This is a genomic window from Vibrio sp. KUL78 (assembly GCF_059725505.1).
Genome location: NZ_AP045837.1, coordinates 3,368,645 through 3,388,767, shown reverse-complemented (window position 1 = coordinate 3,388,767; position 20,123 = coordinate 3,368,645). Strand labels below are relative to the sequence as shown.

The following is a 20,123-nucleotide window of genomic DNA, read 5'->3' as shown; positions in this document are numbered from 1 at the left end:
GTCTTCGCTCCAAAGGAAACGTTATGCGCTTTCGTAGCTCGTTCACCCAATCCATTCTTTTGTTCTTTACTCTGCTTATCGCCAGTCAGGTTTTCTCGTACTACGCGGTGTATAACTACGCGCTGGTACCAAGTTTGCAGCAGTTCAACAAGATACTGGCGCATGAGTTGGTGTTCTTCTTGGAAGATACCGAAGATGTCGATGGTCAGATTGAGATGGACGCGCCGCTGCGCAGACAGGTGCTGGCTCAGCTTGGTGTGACCATTCATGCTGATGACAGTGCGATGGCGAATGAGTTTAATCATGCTCTGCCTATCGACTTGATGAGTGAAGAGATGACCGAGGAGCTGCAATCCAAGACCGAGGTGCGGCTGATCTTAGGCGAAGAGAGCTATATTCTCTGGATGCAGATTGATGCTCTTCCAAACTCTCTGATCCGCATTCCTTTGTCGGAGCTGCAAGAAGAGGATTTCGCACCGCTGTTTCGCAATAGCTTGATTATGGCATTGTTTGTTATTGTGGGTGGTTGGCTGTTTATTCGACTGCAAAACCGTCCATTAACCGCCTTGGAGAATGCAGCAAAGCTGGTGGGTAAGGGTGAGATCCCACCGCCACTGCCAGAGCGAGGCGCGTCAGAGATTCGCTCTGTAACCCGTGCATTCAATCAAATGGCGAAGGGCATTCAAGAGCTTGAACAAGACCGTACATTGCTTATGGCCGGTATCAGCCATGATATCCGCACGCCTTTGACTCGTATTCGACTCGCAACAGAGATGATGTCGCCAGAGGATAGCTATTTGGCGGAGGGGATCATCAGTGATACCGAAGAGTGTAATGAGATCATCGGTCAGTTCATGGATTACCTCAAACCGGTCAATACTCAATCCTTTGAACCTATGAGCCTCAATGATATCTCGTCTGATATTGTTTCTTCCGAGGGTGGCTATGAGGTGCAGATTGAGTACGCGCCAATGAAGAACATTAAAGATATCGAAGGTAGTCCAATTGCCATCAAGCGGGCCATTACCAATCTGGTAGTGAATGCGGTTCGTTACGGTAATGGTTGGGTGAAGGTCACGACAGGGATGACGGTGGATAACAAACTGGCTTGGGTCACCATTGAGGATAATGGCCCAGGTATCGAAGAGAGCCAGATCGGTCGTTTGTTCGAACCGTTCACTCGCGGTGATACCGCTCGTGGCAGCGAAGGCACGGGTCTAGGTCTGGCGATCGTGAAGCGAATTATCAGTCAGCATCATGGCTCGGTGAGCATCACTAATCGCAGTGGTGGTGGCTTGAAGGCACAAGTGAGTTTTCCTGTGCCGAAAGGCAATAAAAAGCTCTAATCAGCCTCACTTGAATAGAAACTGAATAAAAACATTGAAAGGTAAAGTCACGCGCTGGCAGCGTGTGACTTTACTTGCCTCGCTCTAGAGTTATGCTTTCGCGTAAAACTCTCGGTCGCCGAGCCAGCGGTCGATAATCTTCTTGGCGTTGTCTGGATATTGCTCATGAACATGGCGCGCAATGCGCTGAACTTCGGGCACTAATCGTTGGTCGCGCACCAAATCCGCAATCTTAAACTCAGCCAATCCCGTTTGCTTGGTGCCCAGTAGCTCGCCCGGCCCACGGATCTCCAAGTCTTTTTGCGCGATCACGAAGCCATCATTACTCTCACGAAGCACGCCTAAGCGCTTCTGTGCAGTTTTAGAAAGTGGGGAGTGATACAACAGCACACAGTGGCTCGCCACACTACCACGTCCCACACGGCCGCGTAACTGGTGCAATTGAGCTAGACCAAGGCGCTCTGGGTTCTCGATAATCATCAAGCTGGAGTTGGGGACATCCACACCCACTTCAATCACCGTAGTGGCCACCAATAGATGCAGTTCATTGTTTTTAAAGCGCTGCATGACGTCTTGTTTCTCGGCAGGCTTCATGCGGCCATGCACTAAGCCTATTTTGAGATCGGGCAGTTTGCGCTGCAGGTCTTCAGCCGTGTCAGCTGCTGCTTGCGCTTCAAGTACTTCCGACTCATCGATAAGGGTACACACCCAATAGGCTTGCTTGCCTTCGTGTAGGCAGGCGTTTTTAACTCTTTCAATCACATCATCGCGCTTAGTATCGGGAATGGCGACGGTTTGAATCGGGGTTCGACCTGGTGGAAGCTCATCGATAACTGAAGTTTCTAAGTCAGCATAAGCGGTCATCGCCAGCGTTCTTGGAATTGGCGTTGCCGTCATGATCAACTGATGAGGGTAGAAGCCTTGCTTGGCCCCTTTTGCACGTAGCTCTAGACGTTGGTGGACACCAAAACGGTGCTGCTCATCGATGATGACAAGGGCGAGGTTGTTAAATTCAACTGACTCCTGAAACAGCGCATGAGTCCCCACCACCATCTGCGCTTCACCACTGGCTATGCGCGCCAGCTCGGCTTCTTTCGCTTTACCTTTCTGCTTACCAGACAGCCAACCGACTTGGATGCCCATCGACTCAAACCAGCCGGCAAAGTTAATAGCATGCTGCTCAGCAAGCAGTTCAGTAGGCGCCATCATAGCGACTTGATAGCCGTGTTCAATGGCGCGCACAGCAGCCAAAGCGGCAACCAGCGTTTTACCCGATCCCACATCGCCCTGGACTAACCGCATCATAGGGATTGGCTTTTGTAGGTCGGTTTCTATCTCTTGAACGACGCGAGCCTGAGCGCCTGTTGGTGAGAAGGGCAGTTGTCCGAGTAGCTTTTGTTTAAGCGTCTCGACAGGCTGCAGCGCGATAGCCGCGTCCTGCTGACCTTTGCTTCGCACGGCCAACATCGACAGGTTCTGTGCCATCAACTCTTCAATGATAAGACGCTGCTGCGCAGGGTGTTTGCCTTCATCAAAATCGTCGAGGTTAATATTCGGTGGCGGGCGGTGAATTACGTGCAGCGCCTCAGCAAGCGTCATCTGTTGGTTGTACAAGCCGCTTGGGAGGAGTTCATCTACTGCTGCACCGTCCATTAGCTCAAGGGCTTGGTCGGTTAAGCTCTTTAGAGTGAGCTGCCTTAAACCTTCTGTCGTCGGGTAGATGGGCGTCAGTGTTTGCTCTAGCTTTGGCGTTTTCCCTTCAGCATGAAATTTGTATTCAGGATGGATGATTTCAAGACCATGATTACCGCGCTTTACCTCACCATAAGCGACGATGATGCGCCCTTCGGAGAAGTTGTTCTTCATAGCCGCGGTGAAGTTGAAAAAGCGTAAGGTAATGGTGCCATTGCCATCACTAACCTTCACCGTCAGCATCTTGCGACGACCAAAGGCGACATCGCTGCTCATCACCTTACCTTGCACTGACCCCCAAAGACCGGGGTGTAGTTTGACGATAGGGTAAATACGCGTGCGGTCTTCATAGCGATGAGGTAGGTGAAACAGCAGGTCTTGCACCGTGTGCAATCCTACCTTTTCAAGTTTCTCTGCGACTTTTGCCCCAACGCCAGAAAGCGAAGTTAAAGGAATTGCCGACAGTAACTGAGCCATATTCACCATCCATCAGAGTGTTAGATGAGAATATTCAAGCATTTTACTGTCTTTTTGTACAGTTTTAATGGCTTCAACCTATATTATCGAGCTCTGCCCTCACGGCGCTTTCTATATGGTATGAAGCCGATAAGGCTACTTCTTCTGCATCTCCTTCCACCACGACTCATCAGCAACAATCTGCCCTTCGTCATCGAGTGGTGGATAGGGCATATTTTTCTTCTTTGCGACCTTGGCGAGAACAGGATGACCACGCTCAAAGAGGATGCGGTGAATGGTTTCTTTTGGAAGTACACTCGTATCGCGATCGTACATACCCGCCAGCTGACGCTGACGTTGCGCTTCGAATAAAATAAGCGCGCTGGCAACCGAGACATTAAGTGATTGCACCATGCCTACCATCGGAATAATGATGTCCTGGTCTGCTTCACCTAAGGCGTCTTGGGTAATACCGTTTTTTTCACCGCCGAGGATGATGGCCGTTGGCTTGGTGTAGTCGATCTCGCGAAAGTCGACGGCGTTATCTGATAGGTTGGTGGCTAGTACTTGCATGCCTTGTCTCTTTAGCTCGCGCACAGCATCTGCGACCGTATCGTGAGTTTCAACTTCCACCCAGTTACGCGCGCCTGCTGAGGTGTGGCTTAGGGTACGCATCTTCTCATCAGGCCAAACTGCATGGACCTTGTGCACACCCGCGGCATCGGCGGTGCGAATAACGGCAGAGACATTGTTCGGCTTGTGAACTTGTTCTAGCAGTAAAGTCAGATCGGGTTGGCGTGCTTTGAGCACTTCCTGAATACGATTGTAGCGTTCTAAATTCATTAGGATGTTCCAAATAAAACGGGCTCGATATTCATCGAACCCGTGTTAGATCAAGCATTAGCTTTAGTTCTTACGACGTCTGACTCGCAGTGCGTGTGGCATAACGCGAATGCGCTTCATGATGCCGGCAAGGTGCACACGGTCTTTGGTTGTCAGCAATACCGTCACAGTATACAAACGACCATCACGCTCTTCCGTCGAAATGCCGTGAATGTTTGAGCCAGTCTTCGCAATCACATTGGTGAGCTCGGCAAGCGCACCTTGGTGGTTTTGCAGATCGACTTGAAGTTCTGCAGTGAACTCTTGCTCGTAGTCGTCACTCCACTCTACCGCCATGTACTTATCTGGCTCTTTCTGGTGACCACGAACGTTTGGACACGTTTCACGGTGAACCACAAGACCACGACCTGGCGACACATGGGCAATGATGTGATCATCAGGGATTGGGTGACAGCAGTTCGCGAACGTCAGAAGAATACCTTCCGCGCCGCGGATTGGCAGCTTCTTACCTGATGATGGAATAGAGCTTGTTTGTGTTAGCTCGTCCGTATCACCCAGTAAGCGTCTCGCAATCACGATGCTCATGAGTTCGCCAAGACCAATCGCAGCAAGCAAGTCGTCGAGCGACTCAAGCTTAAGGTCGGTGAGCACTTCGTTGATGTTCTCTGGGTAGATGGTATCAACAGAGTGGCGACCTAATGCATGGTTAAGCAGGCGGCGACCCAGAACCACAGACTCTTCACGACGCATGGTCTTCAGCACCTGACGGATCTTAGTGCGAGCACGTGACGTCACGACATAGTTTAGCCATGCCGCATTTGGACGAGCACCTGGTGCACTGATGATCTCAACGGTTTGACCGTTCTTTAGAGCCTTGCTTAGTGGGTACGGGTTACGATCAACGCGAGCTCCCACACAGGTGTTACCGACATCGGTATGCACCGCATAAGCGAAGTCGACCGCAGTCGCGCCAAGCGGTAGCTCGACGATACGACCTTTTGGTGTGAACACGTAAATCTCATCTGGGAACAGATCGGATTTTACGTTTTCAATAAATTCAAATGAGTTACCTGCGCTTTGCTGTAGCTCAAGCAGGCTTTGCATCCAACGCTGTGCCTTAATCTGCGCAGTAGTGCCAGTGCGATCGCCATTGCCTTTGTATGCCCAATGCGCTGCCACACCCTTGTCTGCCATCTGGTCCATGTCTTCAGTACGAATTTGTACTTCAACAGGAACACCGTGAGGACCAACCATCGAGGTGTGAAGAGATTGATAGCCGTTCGCCTTTGGTACCGCAATGTAATCTTTCATGCGACCTGGACGGGGCTTATACAGGCTGTGTACTTGACCAAGTACGCGATAGCAGGTGTCCGCCGTGTCCACGATAACGCGGAAGGCGTAGATATCCATGATGGTGTGGAAGCGCTGCTCTTTGGTTTTCATCTTGTTATAGATGGAGAACAGATTCTTCTCACGACCTAGTACGCGACAGTTCAAGCCAACCTCACCGAGGCGGCCTTCGATCTCGCTATGGATACGTTGGATCATTTCCTTACGGTTACCGCGAGCAGCTTTCACTACTTCTTTTAGAACGCGATAACGGTTTGGATAAAGCGCTTCAAAACCTAACTCTTCAAGCTCGGTCTTGATGTTGTGAATACCGAGACGATGCGCAAGCGGCGCATAGATCTCTAGGGTTTCACGAGCAATACGGCGTTTCTTGTCCGGACGAAGCGCGCCCAATGTACGCATGTTATGAGTACGGTCACTGAGCTTAATCAAGATCACGCGGATGTCTTGCACCATGGCAAGCACCATCTTGCGGAAGTTTTCCGCTTGAGCTTCTTTGCGATCTCGGAATTTTAGCTTGTCGAGCTTAGAGACGCCGTCCACGAGTTCCGCGACGGTGTTGCCAAACTGTTCTTCTAGCTCTTCTTTGGTGACTTCCGTATCTTCAATAACATCATGCAACAGTGCTGCTTGCAGTGTTTCAATATCCAGACGCATTTCTGCGAGGATACGAGCTACCGCAACAGGGTGGATGATGTAAGGTTCACCGCTAGAGCGGGTCTGCCCTTCATGGGCATCTCTTGCTACCACATAAGATTGACGCAGAGCCTCAATTTGAGGCTCTGTTAGGTATTCTTGGGCAACGTCTTTAAGGCTATCGAATAGGTACAAATTATAGGCCCGAAAGTCGATGGAACTCTGATTGGATAGGTCGAATTAACGGTTGTGAGCGATGCTGCTTACTGCCGCTAGTTCTGCAGCTTCTTGCTCTTGCTGCTCTTGACGCTCGCGTGCGTCTAGTACTTCTTTCGTGATCAAGCCTTCTTCGATTTCGCGTAGAGCGATAACCGTTGGCTTATCATTTTCTTCTGGCACTAGTGCATCTTTACCACCGATTTGCATCTGACGTGCGCGGCGAGCCGAAATAAGAACTAGGTCGAAGCGGTTGCCAACTTTTTCAACAGCGTCTTGAACAGTTACGCGTGCCATAAGAACTCCAATAGTTAACTAAATTTTTGATGACGAGAAAGTATACAGGCTATTACATTTAGATTCTAGATCACAAATGATCCGTTTAGCTACTGTTACTTAGGGTTTATCGGCGATATCACTAATGAGATCGCCTGTTATTTCATTTCATCGCGCTAGGCGAAAAACAGAATAGGTATGAAATACGAGCGAATTACTCCGCTAGTAGCGCATCCAGCATGCCTTTATATTTCACAGCTTGCTTGTCTTGCTTCAAACGCTCAGCGCGTAAAATTGCTTTAAAATCAACAAGTGCGCCATCAAAGTCATCGTTGACGATAACATAGTCGTACTCGTTGTAATGTGACATTTCTGATTTTGCTTCGCTCATGCGTTTTGCGATCACTTCATCGCTGTCTTGACCGCGCACGTTTAGGCGACGCTCAAGCTCACTGTTTGACGGCGGCAGAATAAAGACGCTTTTCGCTTCTGGCATCTGCTCGCGGATTTGGCGCGCGCCTTGCCAGTCGATATCTAGGAAGACATCGATGCCTTTATTTAGCGTTTCTTCAATCCACAAGCGAGACGTACCGTAGTAGTTACCAAACACTTCGGCATACTCAAGAAACGCGCCTTGCTCAATCAGTGATTCAAACTCTGATTTTTCAACAAAGTGGTAGTGCACGCCGTCTTCTTCACCAGGGCGCATGCCGCGAGTGGTGTGAGAAACAGAAACCTTCATTGCGTAGGTTGGGTTTTTTTCCAACATAGCTGCAATTAAGCTCGATTTACCAGCGCCGCTTGGTGCCGATACGATATACAGGGTGCCTTTACCAATCATTTGTCAGTGTCCGCATTCTTGGGTTGAAGGAATAGAAGCTGCGCGATGCACTCTTCTATTTTAGATAAAACACTGGCCCAAGTGCTGAAATTTCGGCCAGAAAAATGGAGGCGAAGAGTATCATGATTGAGGGCAGCACGACAAGCTGTCTTCTCTTTGATGTGAGGACTTGCATAAGGCGCGTAGGGTAGGTGCCGATAGTCGAGAGATAACATTGAAGGCAAACGTTTGCTTATTTATCAAGGTTTTGTTTTTTAAGCGATAAAAACCAACAAGAAAAACATTGATTTATTTCTCTGGCTGATTAGAATTCGCGCCATTATTTTTGTCGCGCATACGTTTGCGTCTCCGTCATTTCTATCTTTAAAGGTTCCACTGTGAGTGCAGAATTAGCTGGCCAAAGGCAAGCCAACCCCTCTTTTATCGAAGCTACCTTCAAGGTGAGCGAGCGTAAATCTACGATCGGCACCGAGGTATACGCAGGTTTTATTACGTTTCTAGCGATGAGCTACATCCTAGCGGTGAACCCAGCCATCTTGGGTGACATTCCCGGCATGGACCGTGGCGCGGTATTCACTGCAACGGCGCTAGCTGCGGCATTTGCGACTCTGATTATGGGTTTCTTTGGTAACTACCCAGTGATGTTGGCACCAGGTATGAGCATGAATGGCTTCTTTAAAGGCATGCTTCTTAGCGGATCTGTGGCTCTGGTTTGGCATGAAGCGCTACTGGGTATCTTCTTCTCGGGCATCATCTACTTGATCTTATCGATGACTAAGATCCGTAAGGCGATGATTGAATCGATTCCAGAAGACCTTAAGCTGGCGATTACCGTATCGCTCGGCTTGTTTATCGCGTTCTTGGGACTTAAGAACGCCGGTATCATCGTTTCAAACCCAATCATCTTGGTGAGCATGGGCGATATCCTGAACCCTCAGGTTATGATCGCTTACATCAGTATCTTCATTGCTCTGGGTTGTATGGTTCGCGATATCAAGCTAGCGACGTTTATCTCGTTCATGTCGGCCATCGTTCTAACCATCCTTGCTGACACCTTTATGGGCACAAGCAACGCGCCAATTCCAGACCAGCTCGTCGCGATGCCGCCAAGCATGGCAGGTAGCTTTGGTGCTATCTTCGATTTCTCTGGCTTAACGGCAGAGAAGATGTTTGATCTGCTGTTCATCGTGATTATCTTTTTGATTGTCGATTTCTTCGATGGCTTGAGCACGATTGTTGGTGTGGGCCGCGACGCTGGCATCATCGACAAAGACGGGAAGGTGCCAAATGCTCGTTCAGCGCTCGTTGCAGATGCGGGTGGTACTGTAATGGGTTCGCTGCTTGGCACAACGTCGGTTACAGCATTCTCTGAGTCGGGTATCGCGTCTTCTCAAGGTGCGAAAACGGGTCTAGCGGCAGTTGTAGTAGCCGGTTTGTTCTTTGTCTCTCTATTCTTATACCCGCTATTCTCATTGTTCTCTGCAGCCATGGTGGCACCAGCGATGGTCGTCGTTGGTATCTATATGATTGGTCGCCTGGGCGATATTAAGTGGGATAAAAAAGAGTCGCGCATCGCTGCCTTCTTTACCATTATGTTTACTGTGCTGAGCTTCTCACCAGCAAACGGTATGGCGATGGGCTTTATCAGTTATGCGTTTAGTATGGTTGTGGCAGGCAAGGGCAAAGAGGTTCACCCAGTGATCTATGTGTTGTCGGCGCTGTTTATGACTTACTTGGTGTTGTTGTAGTCACTAATAATCGGATAACCCTACAGCGCTGTCATTCCTGTGCAGACAGGAATCTATTTGAGGCTTGGCGCGAGCGTTGAGAAGACCCCTGCCTGAGCAGGCGCACGGCTAGTGGGGTGACGATCATTTTGAATTGCGATGAACCCTAAAACGCCGTCATTCCTGTGCAGACAGGAATCTTCTTGAGGCTTGGTGCGAAAGTTGAGTATCCCTCCGCTAACGCAGTAGCACGACTCATGTGTGGGCGGTTACTTTGAGCGCGGTACACAAGCAATAAAAAAGCAGGCATCAGCCTGCTTTTTTGTCATTCAACAGAATTACTCAATATTCTGAATCTGCTCACGCATCTGCTCAATCAACACCTTAAGCTCAACACCTGATGCGGTGATATCCGTGCTGATGGACTTAGACGCTAGCGTGTTCGACTCGCGGTTAAACTCTTGCATCATAAAGTCGAGACGACGACCGACTGCACCACCTTTCTTCATGATGCTGTTGGTTTCTTTAACGTGAGAATCGAGGCGATCTAGCTCTTCGGCTACGTCAGACTTTTGCGCCAGAAGAATCAACTCTTGCTCAACGCGAGAAGCATCAAGCTCGATCTTAGCTTCTTCAAACTTGCCAAGTAGACGTTCACGTTGCCATTCGATGATTTCTGGCATGCGAGCGCGAACCTTCACCACTTCTTCTGTGATGGCATCTAAACGCTGAACGATCAACGCCTTCATGTTTTCACCTTCACGACCACGCGCTTCGATGAAGTCACTCAGTGCACCCTCAAAGCCGTCTAGTAGTGCTTTGTTGATGGTGTCCATATCTTGCTCTGGCGTTTCCATCACACCTGGCCACTGCATGACTTGGAATGGGTTAATGCGGTTTTGCTCACCAGTCAGTCCCATGATTTGGTTCGCTGCACCAATCACTTGCTTAGCGAGTGTTTCATTGATGTTCAGCTCGCCTTTAGCTGCAGGGTTTGCTTCAAAGCGAAGGTGACATTCGACCTTACCGCGCGCCAAACGCTTACGGAAGCGCTCACGAAGTACAGGTTCAAGACCACGGAACTGCTCAGGAAGACGGAAGTATGTTTCGAGATAACGTTGGTTTACAGAGCGGATTTCCCATACTGCGCTACCCCAGTCACCTTTGACCTCTTTGCGCGCGTACGCGGTCATGCTGTAGATCATGAAATGATTCCCTTGGATTCAATAAATGTGTTCAAACTGTCTTCATGGTAGCACAGAGCTCGAATCGAAGTCACACAACCTAGACCCATACTCGCTTCTCCGTTATAATCTTCGCCCAACCAAATTCGCTTCCCCAACAAAGGTAATGTCCATGCGTCCAAATGATCGCGCAGCAGACCAAGTGCGCCCAATAAAAATTACTCGCAACTATACCGCTTACGCAGAAGGCTCTGTGCTGGTAGAGTTCGGCAATACCAAAGTGTTGTGTAACGCAACAGTGGAAGAGAATGTACCTCGCTGGCTAAAAGGCCAAGGTAAAGGCTGGGTAACCGCTGAATACGGCATGCTACCACGCTCAACGCACTCAAGAATGCGCCGTGAAGCGGCAAGTGGCAAGCAAGGCGGCCGCACCATGGAAATCCAACGCCTAATCGCTCGTAGCCTACGTGCAGTCGTAGACCTAGAAGCCATGGGTGAAATCATGGTGACAGTCGACTGTGACGTTATCCAAGCGGATGGTGGTACTCGTACTGCATCTATTTCTGGCGCTAGCGTTGCAATGGCAGACGCATTTGCTCACCTTGTAGCAAAAGGCACACTAAAAGCGAACCCAATGAAAGGGCACGTTGCGGCAGTATCTGTGGGCATTCTTGGTGAAGACGTTCTGTGTGACCTTGAATATACCGAAGACTCGGCAGCCGATACCGACATGAACGTTGTGATGACGGAAGATGGTCGCATGATCGAAATCCAAGGCACCGCAGAAGGCGAACCGTTTAGCCACGATGAGCTAATGGCGCTACTGGCGTCAGCGAAGAAAGGCATTACCGAGATCGTAGCAGCTCAGAAGCTGGCATTAGAAGATTGATTGATGGCTCCCGTAAGGGGGCTATTTTTTTGTGTATTACAGATACACAACGACACGTCATTCCACTGGCCGTGCGCCTACGCAGGCAGGAATCTACTTGAGGCTTGGTGCATGCTTTGAGTAGACCCCTGCCTGCGCAGGGGTGACGAACTGTTTAGGCAGTAAAAAGACAAAAAGCATCATGTCTACCGGGTATGACAACAACATACCTAAACACAACAACCGAGAGAGATAAAATGAAAGCATACCAGCGTGAATTTATTGAATTTGCATTAGAGAAAGAAGTCCTAAAATTTGGCGAGTTTACCCTTAAATCTGGTCGTAAAAGCCCTTACTTCTTTAACGCTGGGCTTTTCAATACGGGTCGTGACCTTGCACGTCTAGGTCGCTTCTACGCAGCAGCGCTAGCGGACTCTGGCATTGAGTTTGACGTGCTATTTGGTCCTGCTTACAAAGGCATCCCAATTGCAACAACTACAGCGGTTGCCTTGGCCGATCACCACGACATCGATACACCTTACTGCTTCAACCGTAAAGAAGCGAAAGACCACGGTGAAGGTGGCAACCTGGTAGGTAGCGCACTTGAAGGTCGTATTATGCTGGTGGATGACGTAATCACGGCAGGTACTGCGATTCGTGAGTCAATGGAAATCATCAAGGCGAACGGTGCAGACCTCGCGGGCGTGCTGGTTGCTATTGACCGTCAAGAGAAAGGCAAAGGTGAGCTATCTGCGATTCAAGAAGTTGAACGCGACTTTGGCTGCGCAGTGATTTCAATCGTAAGCCTGACTGACCTTATTACTTATCTTGAAGAGAAAGGTGGTAATGCTGAGCATTTAGAGGCGGTGAAGGCGTATCGAGCTGAATTTGGTATCTAGTTACCTAAAGCAAAGCGAAAGATAAAAGAGCAGGCATAAGCCTGCTCTTTTTCGTTGATGACTAAAGCCATTTTGAGAGCCCGTTTCGGGCAAATTTAACGCGATTTTTTTCTTTTTCTTCTTTGATGCGCTTTAGTTCTTCGTCACCGTCATCGGCCTCTCTAATAGGGTGTTCTAAGTGAAACAGGACAGCTCTGCCCGCAACACCATAATAATCAACGTCTGCGAGTATTAGACGCCGGTGTAGGTCAATATCTTCCCCCCCCCATCCAACGTAATCCTCATCAAATCCGTTTACTTCCAGAAAATCACTGCGGTCAACGGCAAAGTTGGCACCGTAGGGCCAGATGTCTTTGACTTTCTTCAGAAAAGGTAGCATTGCGTCTGGGAAACGTAGAGCTTGCTCCGAGTGAGACGCCACCTTGAAGATAGATAAGCAAAGCAATCTAACGCTGTTATTCAAGAAACTCGGCTGTTTAACTCGGCGCTTGAGTTCGCTCGTTAGTTTCTCTCGCAAGTTAATACGTGGCCCGGTCGTTATCATCTTTGGCTGATATAACGACCTATGGTCACTTATAAAATATGGGCTAGGGATACAATCACTATCTGAAAAAATAATTCTGTCAGCAGTGCTGCTAGCGGCTGCTTTGTTTAGAATCATCGATCGACGAAATCCTATATCTTCATGCCACACATGGCGAATGTTGAGTCCCTTGTTCTTAAAGTCTTCAACTACGTTTTTTATCGATGGACCCGAGCCATCATCAGCGATGCAAATGGTAAAGTCTGTATCTCGCTGGTTTAAGTAGCCAGCGAGAGTCAGAGACAAAACATCCGCATCATTGTAGGCAGACAATATGACTTCGTATTTCATTACTATTTGATATCTTCTACTTTATCGCTTTCTACGTCAGCGTTATCGAGATGACACAAATAAGCGATACGAGCCGAACTCGTTGCATTTGTCTCTTCACAAGAGTCTAGCAACTGATAAGAGTTCAGTTCCCATTCAACCGCTTTACGGCGAAGGATCAGGTAGAATTCTTTTTCACCCTTGGCTTGTTGCTCCGCGTTGTAAACTTTAGCCTGACCATTACTGTAGTACTGGCCAGAGTAAGTGCGGTGGTGCGCATAGTAAGTTGGGATGTTAGGGTCGATAGCGTCAAAGATCGATTTATCACTATTGTCCGCAACTTTGCCTGTCGACAGCAAATAAGTCGCAACGATAAGCGCTACCGGTACCACAAGAGCTGCGATTGACAGCCAAACAATATCTTTCTTCTTCCAGAAAATAGCGAACAGCAAACCTACCGCTGGTGCTCCAGGCAGTACGTATGTTGGTAGGATATTGCTAGACATAGTAAACAGCACAAGCGGTGATAGCGCCCACCAGATGGCGAAACTCGTAAAGCCATTGTTTTGTTTCGCTTGCTCTAAACCAAACTTGGCTCGAACAACCATCAGAACAGGTAAAATCAAAGACCAAGGAAGGACTGCGAGTAACCAGAAGAACCAAATCTTACCCTTTGGCTCTTCGTGGCCGCTGCCATAAAGATCGCCGGTCCAGCCTGGCTCAACGAAGCGCTTGTAATGCTCGCCAACAATGAAGTAGTCAAGGAAACCAGGGGTCGCTTTTTCTGCAAGCAGGTACCATGGCAGGGCGATGGCCAACATTAGTAGGGTGCCTTTGATGAGCGGGAATCGCTTCCAAAGCTCAACAAATGCGCCAATCAAACCGTGCTGAATGACCATCCACGGGAAGACAGCTAGTCCAAATAGCACGATGGCTACCGGTCCTTTCGCTAGCAAGCCGACAGCAAGCCCTGCGAAGCCAACATAGCCCCAGAACGTCTTGCCAAGCCAGCATTGATAAAAGCCAATCATGGCCATGGTAAGACCGACTGTTAATGCCATATCGGTCATCACTGCACCCGCAGAGATAGAAAAGACCAGCGTGGTAGATAACACAACGGCTGCGACTAGCGGGTTATAGCCATTCTTCTTGGCAAACCAAGCGACGCCCCATACAACGAGAACACCAGCAGCCCAATGTGGTAGACGCAGTGTAAACTCAGATAAACCAAACATTTCGACGCTGATGGCACTCATCCAAGTAAATAGTGGTGGTTTACCCCAGAAAGGAACGCCATAGTCAAAGAGAGGCGTTAACCAGTTTCCGGTTTCGACCATTAGACGCGCCATTTCACCATAGCGAGATTCCGTCGTATCCATTAAAGGATATAGACCCAATGTCAGCAAACGGATAAGCAACGCACCTATCAATAAAGTCCAAAGCGTGCGTTCTTTATTAATCATCTTTTACTCCTAAAAAATAAGGCAATGTAAGCTGTCGATATTCAGTTTCACGACTGGCTAATGTATGGGCGGATTATGTCTAAGACCATCTCTGGGTACAGTTGTTTCATACACAGGTTATTCTTACACGCTTTAAATCGTTCAGTATGAGAACAGGGGCTGCATTCTATGTCGATTGAAGCGATGTGAACAGTATTATACTTACATGAATAAGGAGCGGTTCCATTTGGATCACTCGGACCAAACAGAGCAACCGTTGGTACCCCTGTCGCTGCGGCCATATGAGAAGGGCCTGTATCTGTGGTAATAACGACGTTTGCCCCTTCTAGTACCGCAATAAGCTCAGGCAGAGTGGTATTACCCATTAAATCAATGACGTCAGTGTCAAGTTCAGCTAAGAAACTGGTCAGAAACGCTTTTTCTTCATTGGTGCCAACAATAACGGCTTTAGTACTGATAGACGCTGAACTTATCAATGATTTCCAATGCTCTAATGGCCAAGAGCGATAGCTTCGATAGTCGGGTTTGTCAGAATGACTGTTTGCAGGATGAAATACAACATACTGCTCTGGAAGCTCAAACTTGGCCTTTACGGTTGCGACCTCTTCACCGACGAGTCTTGGAAACCCTTCAGTGTCGGTGACACCTGACAAAGAGAGTGCTGCCAACATGTTTTCAACGGCGTGCATGTCTGAAACGTTGGCGTCTAGATCCGCAATGTGTATGGTTTTCGCTGCTTTGATATTGTTGACGAAGCGACGAAACGAGCGAGAGTGCTCCAAGTTCACCACCAAGTCGTACGGATGCTGTCGAGCCTGAGCAAGCATTTTTAGCTTAGGGATATTGAACGGCATCGCTAAATTTCGGCTTTTTAGCGTAAACACATTTGCAATGCGATGATCTTTTGCGAATAACCCTTTTGCTAGTGGGTTGCCCAGCCAGTCAATATGGGTATTCTTACCAAATTGTTTGCGTAAGCAGTCAATCACCGCCGTGGCAAAAATGGTATCGCCGAGGGCGCCCGCTCTTATTACAAGAATTTTCATAGCTATACGATTTTCTTTGATTCTAGAGCAGTAGCGACGACAGGTGGAACAAATTGAGTTACATCCCCACCATGAATAGCGACCTCTCTTACCAGTGTTGAAGATATGAAAGCGTGCTCTTCAGCTGGCGTCAAAAATACGCTCTCTAGTCCCGGTAATAGACGGCGATACATATTAGTTAGACCAAACTCGTACTCAAAGTCGACTGTCGTGCGCAGGCCTCGAATAAGAACATTGGCTTGCTCCGCTTTAGCGAAGTCAACGAGAAGCCCAGAGAAGCCCTTAGATGTCACGTTTGATAGATGACTGGTGACTTGTTGAGAGAATGCGACGCGCTCCTCTAGAGTAAATAGCGTGTTCTTGCTTGGGCTGGCTGCGATAGCAATAATGATTTCGTCAAACATAGTGGAGGCACGCTCGATAAGGTCAAGGTGTCCGTTCGTAATAGGATCAAAAGTGCCAGGGTATATGACTCGAGATAGGCGTTTTGGGCTCACAGTGTTCTCTCTGGTAGAGGTTTGACGTCAGTTTACCATTTTATAGACAGGAACAAAGGGTTAAGCAAGAGTTATCATTATGCAGTGGAATTGCTATCATCACCGACAGATCGACAACTAGAGTGAAAATGAGTGAGCAGAATGAAAAACATACTCGTGGTGCGTAATGACAAGATCGGAGACTTCATGCTTGCGTGGCCAAGTTTCGCGATGCTAAAGCAATCTCTTCCTGATTGTCGCGTTACTGCTCTGGTTCCCAGTTACACCGCCGCGCTCGCCAAGGCATGCCCTTGGATTGATGAGGTCATTATTGATGCTGGCAAAAAAGCCGATAAAGCGACGCAGCAGGCTCTAGTGCGCACCATCAAAAGTGCCAAATTTGACGCATCGATCAATCTGTTCTCCGATACCTATAACGCGCTGCTGGTGTGGAAGGCGAGAATTCCTTATCGTTTAGCGCCTGCCACCAAGTTTGCACAGGTGTTTTACAACAAGCGCATTAAGCAAAAGCGCTCGCAAAGTGCCAAGCCTGAGTTTGAATACAACTTAGACCTTATCCGTGTATTTCTTAACGACCAGTCAGTTGCGATTGTTGAGCCAAAAGCCCCTTACTTTTCCTTTTCTTTAGATTCGCTCGCTAAGCAAAAAGAAAAGTTGTCCGAGCAACTTGGCTTGAACAAGGCGAAGCCATGGCTCTATGTTCATGCAGGCAGCGGTGGCTCTGCGAATAACCTGAGCTTGGAGCAGTACTGCTCGCTACTGAAAGGACTTAATGAAGATTTTGAAATCGTACTGACCGCAGGACCAGGGGAACAAGAGAAAGCGAAAGAGCTGCAGAGTCTGCTTAAAGAAAACGCTCTATCAAGTGTGATATACGATAAAAATGACGGTCTCGTGGACTTCTCTTGTTCGCTGGCGTGTGCGAGCTTGTTCATCGCTGGCTCAACAGGACCGCTTCACATTGCCGCAGCGCTGGATGTTCCTACCGTTGGTTTTTTCCCAGCCAAGCGCTCAGCGACACCGCTGCGTTGGCGACCGCTAAACTCTGAAGGTAAACACATCGCGTTTTGCCCACCAAAAGCAGAAGATAAGGCGAGCCAAGATGATATGTCACGAATCGATGTCAATGCATGCTCGAACGATGTAAACATTTGGTGGCAGGGCATTCGATAGAGGCAAAAAAGCCAAGAGGTTATTCTCTTGGCTTTTCGTTTATTCGGGATGGCCTTTTCAGCGATTAAGATTTTTGCTGGCTATCGTTCGCTCTTGCCCAAAGGTCAGCGTATTTGATGAATGTTGAATGCGCCGACAGAATCGCAATCAAAAAGCCTTGCTTGCCATCTAAAAAACCACGCTTTAACACGTACATTTTTAAGAAGCAGCCAAGCGCGTGCAATATCGCTTGCGACAGCGAGGCCGATTTACCGCGTTTTTGTTTTTGATCCGCCCAAGCGCGACCGTAACTTGCTGATTTCACCAAGTAGTGTTCCATATCCTTGTATGAATAGTGGAGGATGTCCCCCTTGAGTCGCTTAGTCTCGGTTCCTTGTGGAATGATGACCGACTCATGCACTAAATTATCGTTGTATTTCGTTAATGCATTTGGATACAAACGAACATGGTGATAGTACCAACCCGAGTGCTTTAGGAAGCGACCAAACACCCAAGTCAGCTCATTTAAACTGAATACCGTGTTTTTCGGCGGTGATGTCAGCATGGTTTGGATCTCCTGCTGCAGCACATCATCAATGCGCTCGTCAGCATCCAAAGCGAGTATCCAATCACAGTCAGTATACGACTGAGCCAGTTGTTTCTGTTTACCAAACCCAGGCCACTCACTGTTTACGAAGAATTTCGCACCGTACTTTTCTGCGATCTGCTGCGTTCCATCCGTACTGCCAGAGTCGACGATGACGATCTCATCAACCCAGCTGACACTTTGCAAACACTCCTCCAATGACGCCTCTTCATTTTTTGTAATGATGATGGCAGCAATAGATGCTCGCTCTTGATGGGCTGTTGTTTGTGATGTCATAGTTTTTCCTCGTGACAAACAAGGTCGAACATGTCGATTACTTGCTGTGGTTGGATGCGTTGCATCGCTTGTTTATCTTTCACTCGTGTACGCCACTCAAGCTCACTGCTTGGCTTACCGGTTTCGGCAATGATAGCCTCTTCATAGGCGGAGACAACATACTTTTGATAGTTGTAGGGGCCGGTGCGAAGCGGATTATGGTGAGCATACAACCCAATCACCGGCGTCGCCATAGCGTTAGCCATGTGTGTTGGCCCAGTATCAGGGGCTAACACTAAATCGGCGCGATCAATCAGTGCCAACATCTGCATAATGTCTGTCTGACCGATAAGGTTGGTCACTTGGTTGGGGCACAGTCTTTCAATCTTTTCGCCAAGTTCAAGTTCGATCTGTGCTGGGCTGCCACCTAAAATGATATTCCAGCCAAGAGTAACGGCGTGTTGAATCACTTGAGCATAACCATCCGCGGTCCAATTTTTATAACCTTTGCTTGCCGCAGGTACGATGACCAGGTTTCGTTTTGAATCTTCTGAAATAATACCCTCAGCCCAAGATCTAGCTTCTGCCGGGTAGTCCAGGCTCCACTTTGGAGAGGTTGCTGGCACTCCTAAGCTCTGTGTGAACGCCATTAACCCATCAAGTACATGGAGTTGAGTTGGAGAGGGCACTTTCACGTTGGTAAACAAATGCTGCAAGTCCTGTGAGCGCGCTTTATCAAAGCCTAGCTTGTATTTTGCTTTGATTCCCAAGGTAGCAATGCTCGCTCGAAACGCATATTGCATATGCAATAGAGCATCAAACTGCTGGCCATTGAGTTGCTTCCAGAGCTGAGTATAGCCACGCCAGCCAGCTTTCTTATCGAATACCACGACGTTTACGCCAGGTAGGCCGCGAATCAACTTCGCTTCAAGACCACCCGTCACCCAAGTAATACTCACCGAAGGCCAATAAGATTGAATTGCTTGCACCGCAGCAATGGTATTACATACATCGCCAAGGGCGGAAAGCCTTAGAATACAAATTGATTTAGGTGGCTGACTAAACAGAGACATAGAAATGCGGTCTTGGGGAATAATGGTAAAGATTATGCAGGGCAGAGGTTTGATTGTAAAATGGCATGAAGGAAAAAGGCACTCGGTCGATACCGCCATCTTGTTGAAATAAGGCTTGTCTGTGAAAAAACTACAAAAAAATAATACGACCTATTGGTATGACGAAACGCTGCTAAAAGAACCGGTGGAGCAAGTCTTCGACCCTGAGTTTTGGCAGTTAGACGATCGTATTATTGGCAGTGCTCAAGGGCGCGGTACCACATGGTTTGTGAAAACAGAGACGGGAGAAGCTGCTCTCAGACATTATCGACGTGGAGGCCTGTTTGGAAAGCTAGTAGAAGACCAATATTGGTTTACAGGATGGGAAAAATCGAGAGCTTATGCGGAATATCAGTTGCTTAAATTACTTGCGGGCTCTGGGGTGAATGTCCCAAGGCCATTAGCCGCAAGAGTAGTCAAGACGGGTTGTGTCTATCGAGCAGATATCCTAAGCGAGAAAGTGGCGAACGCGCGCGATTTAGTTGCCGTGTTACAAGACAAGGCTTTGAGCTCTCACATGTATCAAGCCATTGGCGCCGAGATTCGCAAGATGCATGACGCCTCTGTCAATCATACGGATCTCAATATTCATAACCTGCTTATTGATAGCAAACAAAAGGTTTGGATCATTGATTTCGATAAATGCTATCAGCAAACGGGTGAGGGCTGGAAAGCCGATAATATAAATCGCTTGAAACGTTCTTTTGAGAAAGAACTCAAGCGATTCAATATCAAGTGGCAGGAGAGTGATTTTCTGGCACTTCTCGATGGCTACGCTAAAGGTTAGCCGTCATCGCATACGCA

The 20,123-nt window shown here is 48.3% G+C and carries 18 protein-coding genes; 6 read left to right on the top strand and 12 right to left on the bottom strand.

What is annotated here, in order from left to right; all coding sequences use genetic code 11:
* Positions 1-23 precede the first annotated feature (23 nt).
* Positions 24-1,346, top strand: a complete 1,323-nt coding sequence (gene envZ, locus AC6I8Y_RS15720) for a two-component system sensor histidine kinase EnvZ (RefSeq protein WP_498020518.1) — start codon at positions 24-26, stop codon at positions 1,344-1,346.
* A gap of 90 nt (positions 1,347-1,436) precedes the next feature.
* On the opposite strand, the gene recG is transcribed toward envZ, so the two are convergent.
* The 5 genes from recG to gmk form a co-directional block, all read right to left on the bottom strand.
* Positions 1,437-3,515, bottom strand: a complete 2,079-nt coding sequence (recG, locus tag AC6I8Y_RS15715) for an ATP-dependent DNA helicase RecG (protein WP_394153123.1) — start codon at positions 3,513-3,515, stop codon at positions 1,437-1,439.
* A gap of 135 nt (positions 3,516-3,650) precedes the next feature.
* On the bottom strand, positions 3,651-4,337 hold the full coding sequence (gene trmH / locus AC6I8Y_RS15710; protein WP_498020517.1) for a tRNA (guanosine(18)-2'-O)-methyltransferase TrmH: 687 nt from the start codon (positions 4,335-4,337) through the stop codon (positions 3,651-3,653).
* A gap of 63 nt (positions 4,338-4,400) precedes the next feature.
* Positions 4,401-6,518 (bottom strand): bifunctional GTP diphosphokinase/guanosine-3',5'-bis pyrophosphate 3'-pyrophosphohydrolase, encoded by a 2,118-nt coding sequence (gene spoT, locus AC6I8Y_RS15705; protein WP_042476939.1) that lies wholly within the window; start codon positions 6,516-6,518, stop codon positions 4,401-4,403.
* A 45-nt stretch (positions 6,519-6,563) separates the two neighbouring features.
* Positions 6,564-6,836: a DNA-directed RNA polymerase subunit omega gene (gene rpoZ / locus AC6I8Y_RS15700; protein WP_006071268.1), complete on the bottom strand. Its 273-nt coding sequence runs from the start codon at positions 6,834-6,836 to the stop codon at positions 6,564-6,566.
* Between the two features lie 193 nt (positions 6,837-7,029).
* Positions 7,030-7,653 (bottom strand): guanylate kinase, encoded by a 624-nt coding sequence (gene gmk, locus AC6I8Y_RS15695; protein ID WP_042477262.1) that lies wholly within the window; start codon positions 7,651-7,653, stop codon positions 7,030-7,032.
* Between the two features lie 380 nt (positions 7,654-8,033).
* Between gmk and AC6I8Y_RS15690 the strand changes: the two genes are divergently transcribed.
* Complete coding sequence (locus tag AC6I8Y_RS15690; RefSeq protein ID WP_394153130.1) at positions 8,034-9,404, top strand: NCS2 family permease; 1,371 nt, start codon at positions 8,034-8,036, stop codon at positions 9,402-9,404.
* Positions 9,405-9,721: 317 nt separating this feature from the next.
* Here AC6I8Y_RS15690 and AC6I8Y_RS15685 read toward each other — a convergent pair whose 3' ends face one another.
* On the bottom strand, positions 9,722-10,588 hold the full coding sequence (locus tag AC6I8Y_RS15685) for a YicC/YloC family endoribonuclease (RefSeq protein ID WP_128648010.1): 867 nt from the start codon (positions 10,586-10,588) through the stop codon (positions 9,722-9,724).
* A gap of 151 nt (positions 10,589-10,739) precedes the next feature.
* On the opposite strand from AC6I8Y_RS15685, the gene rph reads away from it, so the two are divergent.
* The gene (rph, locus tag AC6I8Y_RS15680; protein WP_234494980.1) at positions 10,740-11,456 is read left to right on the top strand and encodes a ribonuclease PH; all 717 of its coding nucleotides are present in this window, start codon (positions 10,740-10,742) and stop codon (positions 11,454-11,456) included.
* 236 nt (positions 11,457-11,692) lie between these two features.
* Complete coding sequence (gene pyrE / locus AC6I8Y_RS15675; protein ID WP_338165597.1) at positions 11,693-12,334, top strand: orotate phosphoribosyltransferase; 642 nt, start codon at positions 11,693-11,695, stop codon at positions 12,332-12,334.
* Positions 12,335-12,395: 61 nt separating this feature from the next.
* Here the strand turns inward: pyrE and AC6I8Y_RS15670 are convergent, their stop codons facing one another.
* Genes AC6I8Y_RS15670 through coaD form a run of 4 tightly spaced genes read right to left on the bottom strand, consistent with a single transcriptional unit; the run spans position 12,396 to position 16,193 of the window.
* A complete protein-coding gene (locus AC6I8Y_RS15670) occupies positions 12,396-13,208 on the bottom strand; it encodes a galactosyltransferase-related protein (protein WP_498020516.1) in 813 nt (270 codons plus the stop codon).
* A gap of 2 nt (positions 13,209-13,210) precedes the next feature.
* Complete coding sequence (locus AC6I8Y_RS15665; RefSeq protein WP_498020515.1) at positions 13,211-14,650, bottom strand: ArnT family glycosyltransferase; 1,440 nt, start codon at positions 14,648-14,650, stop codon at positions 13,211-13,213.
* Between the two features lie 47 nt (positions 14,651-14,697).
* On the bottom strand, positions 14,698-15,696 hold the full coding sequence (locus tag AC6I8Y_RS15660; RefSeq protein WP_498020514.1) for a glycosyltransferase family 9 protein: 999 nt from the start codon (positions 15,694-15,696) through the stop codon (positions 14,698-14,700).
* A gap of 2 nt (positions 15,697-15,698) precedes the next feature.
* Entirely contained in the window at positions 15,699-16,193 is a 495-nt protein-coding gene (gene coaD, locus AC6I8Y_RS15655; RefSeq protein WP_498020513.1) for a pantetheine-phosphate adenylyltransferase, read from the bottom strand.
* A gap of 141 nt (positions 16,194-16,334) precedes the next feature.
* Here coaD and AC6I8Y_RS15650 point away from each other — a divergent pair, with 141 nt between their 5' ends.
* Positions 16,335-17,366: a glycosyltransferase family 9 protein gene (locus AC6I8Y_RS15650; RefSeq protein WP_498020512.1), complete on the top strand. Its 1,032-nt coding sequence runs from the start codon at positions 16,335-16,337 to the stop codon at positions 17,364-17,366.
* Between the two features lie 64 nt (positions 17,367-17,430).
* On the opposite strand, the gene AC6I8Y_RS15645 is transcribed toward AC6I8Y_RS15650, so the two are convergent.
* Positions 17,431-18,228, bottom strand: a complete 798-nt coding sequence (locus tag AC6I8Y_RS15645) for a glycosyltransferase family 2 protein (RefSeq protein ID WP_498020511.1) — start codon at positions 18,226-18,228, stop codon at positions 17,431-17,433.
* Positions 18,225-19,280, bottom strand: a complete 1,056-nt coding sequence (locus AC6I8Y_RS15640) for a glycosyltransferase family 9 protein (protein ID WP_498020510.1) — start codon at positions 19,278-19,280, stop codon at positions 18,225-18,227. Before AC6I8Y_RS15640 ends, AC6I8Y_RS15645 begins: the two co-directional genes overlap by 4 nt.
* Positions 19,281-19,401: 121 nt before the next feature.
* Here AC6I8Y_RS15640 and AC6I8Y_RS15635 point away from each other — a divergent pair, with 121 nt between their 5' ends.
* Positions 19,402-20,106 carry a 3-deoxy-D-manno-octulosonic acid kinase gene (locus AC6I8Y_RS15635; RefSeq protein ID WP_498020509.1) on the top strand — a complete coding sequence of 235 codons (705 nt, stop codon included), beginning with the start codon at positions 19,402-19,404 and terminating at the stop codon, positions 20,104-20,106.
* The last annotated feature ends 17 nt before the right edge of the window (positions 20,107-20,123 follow it).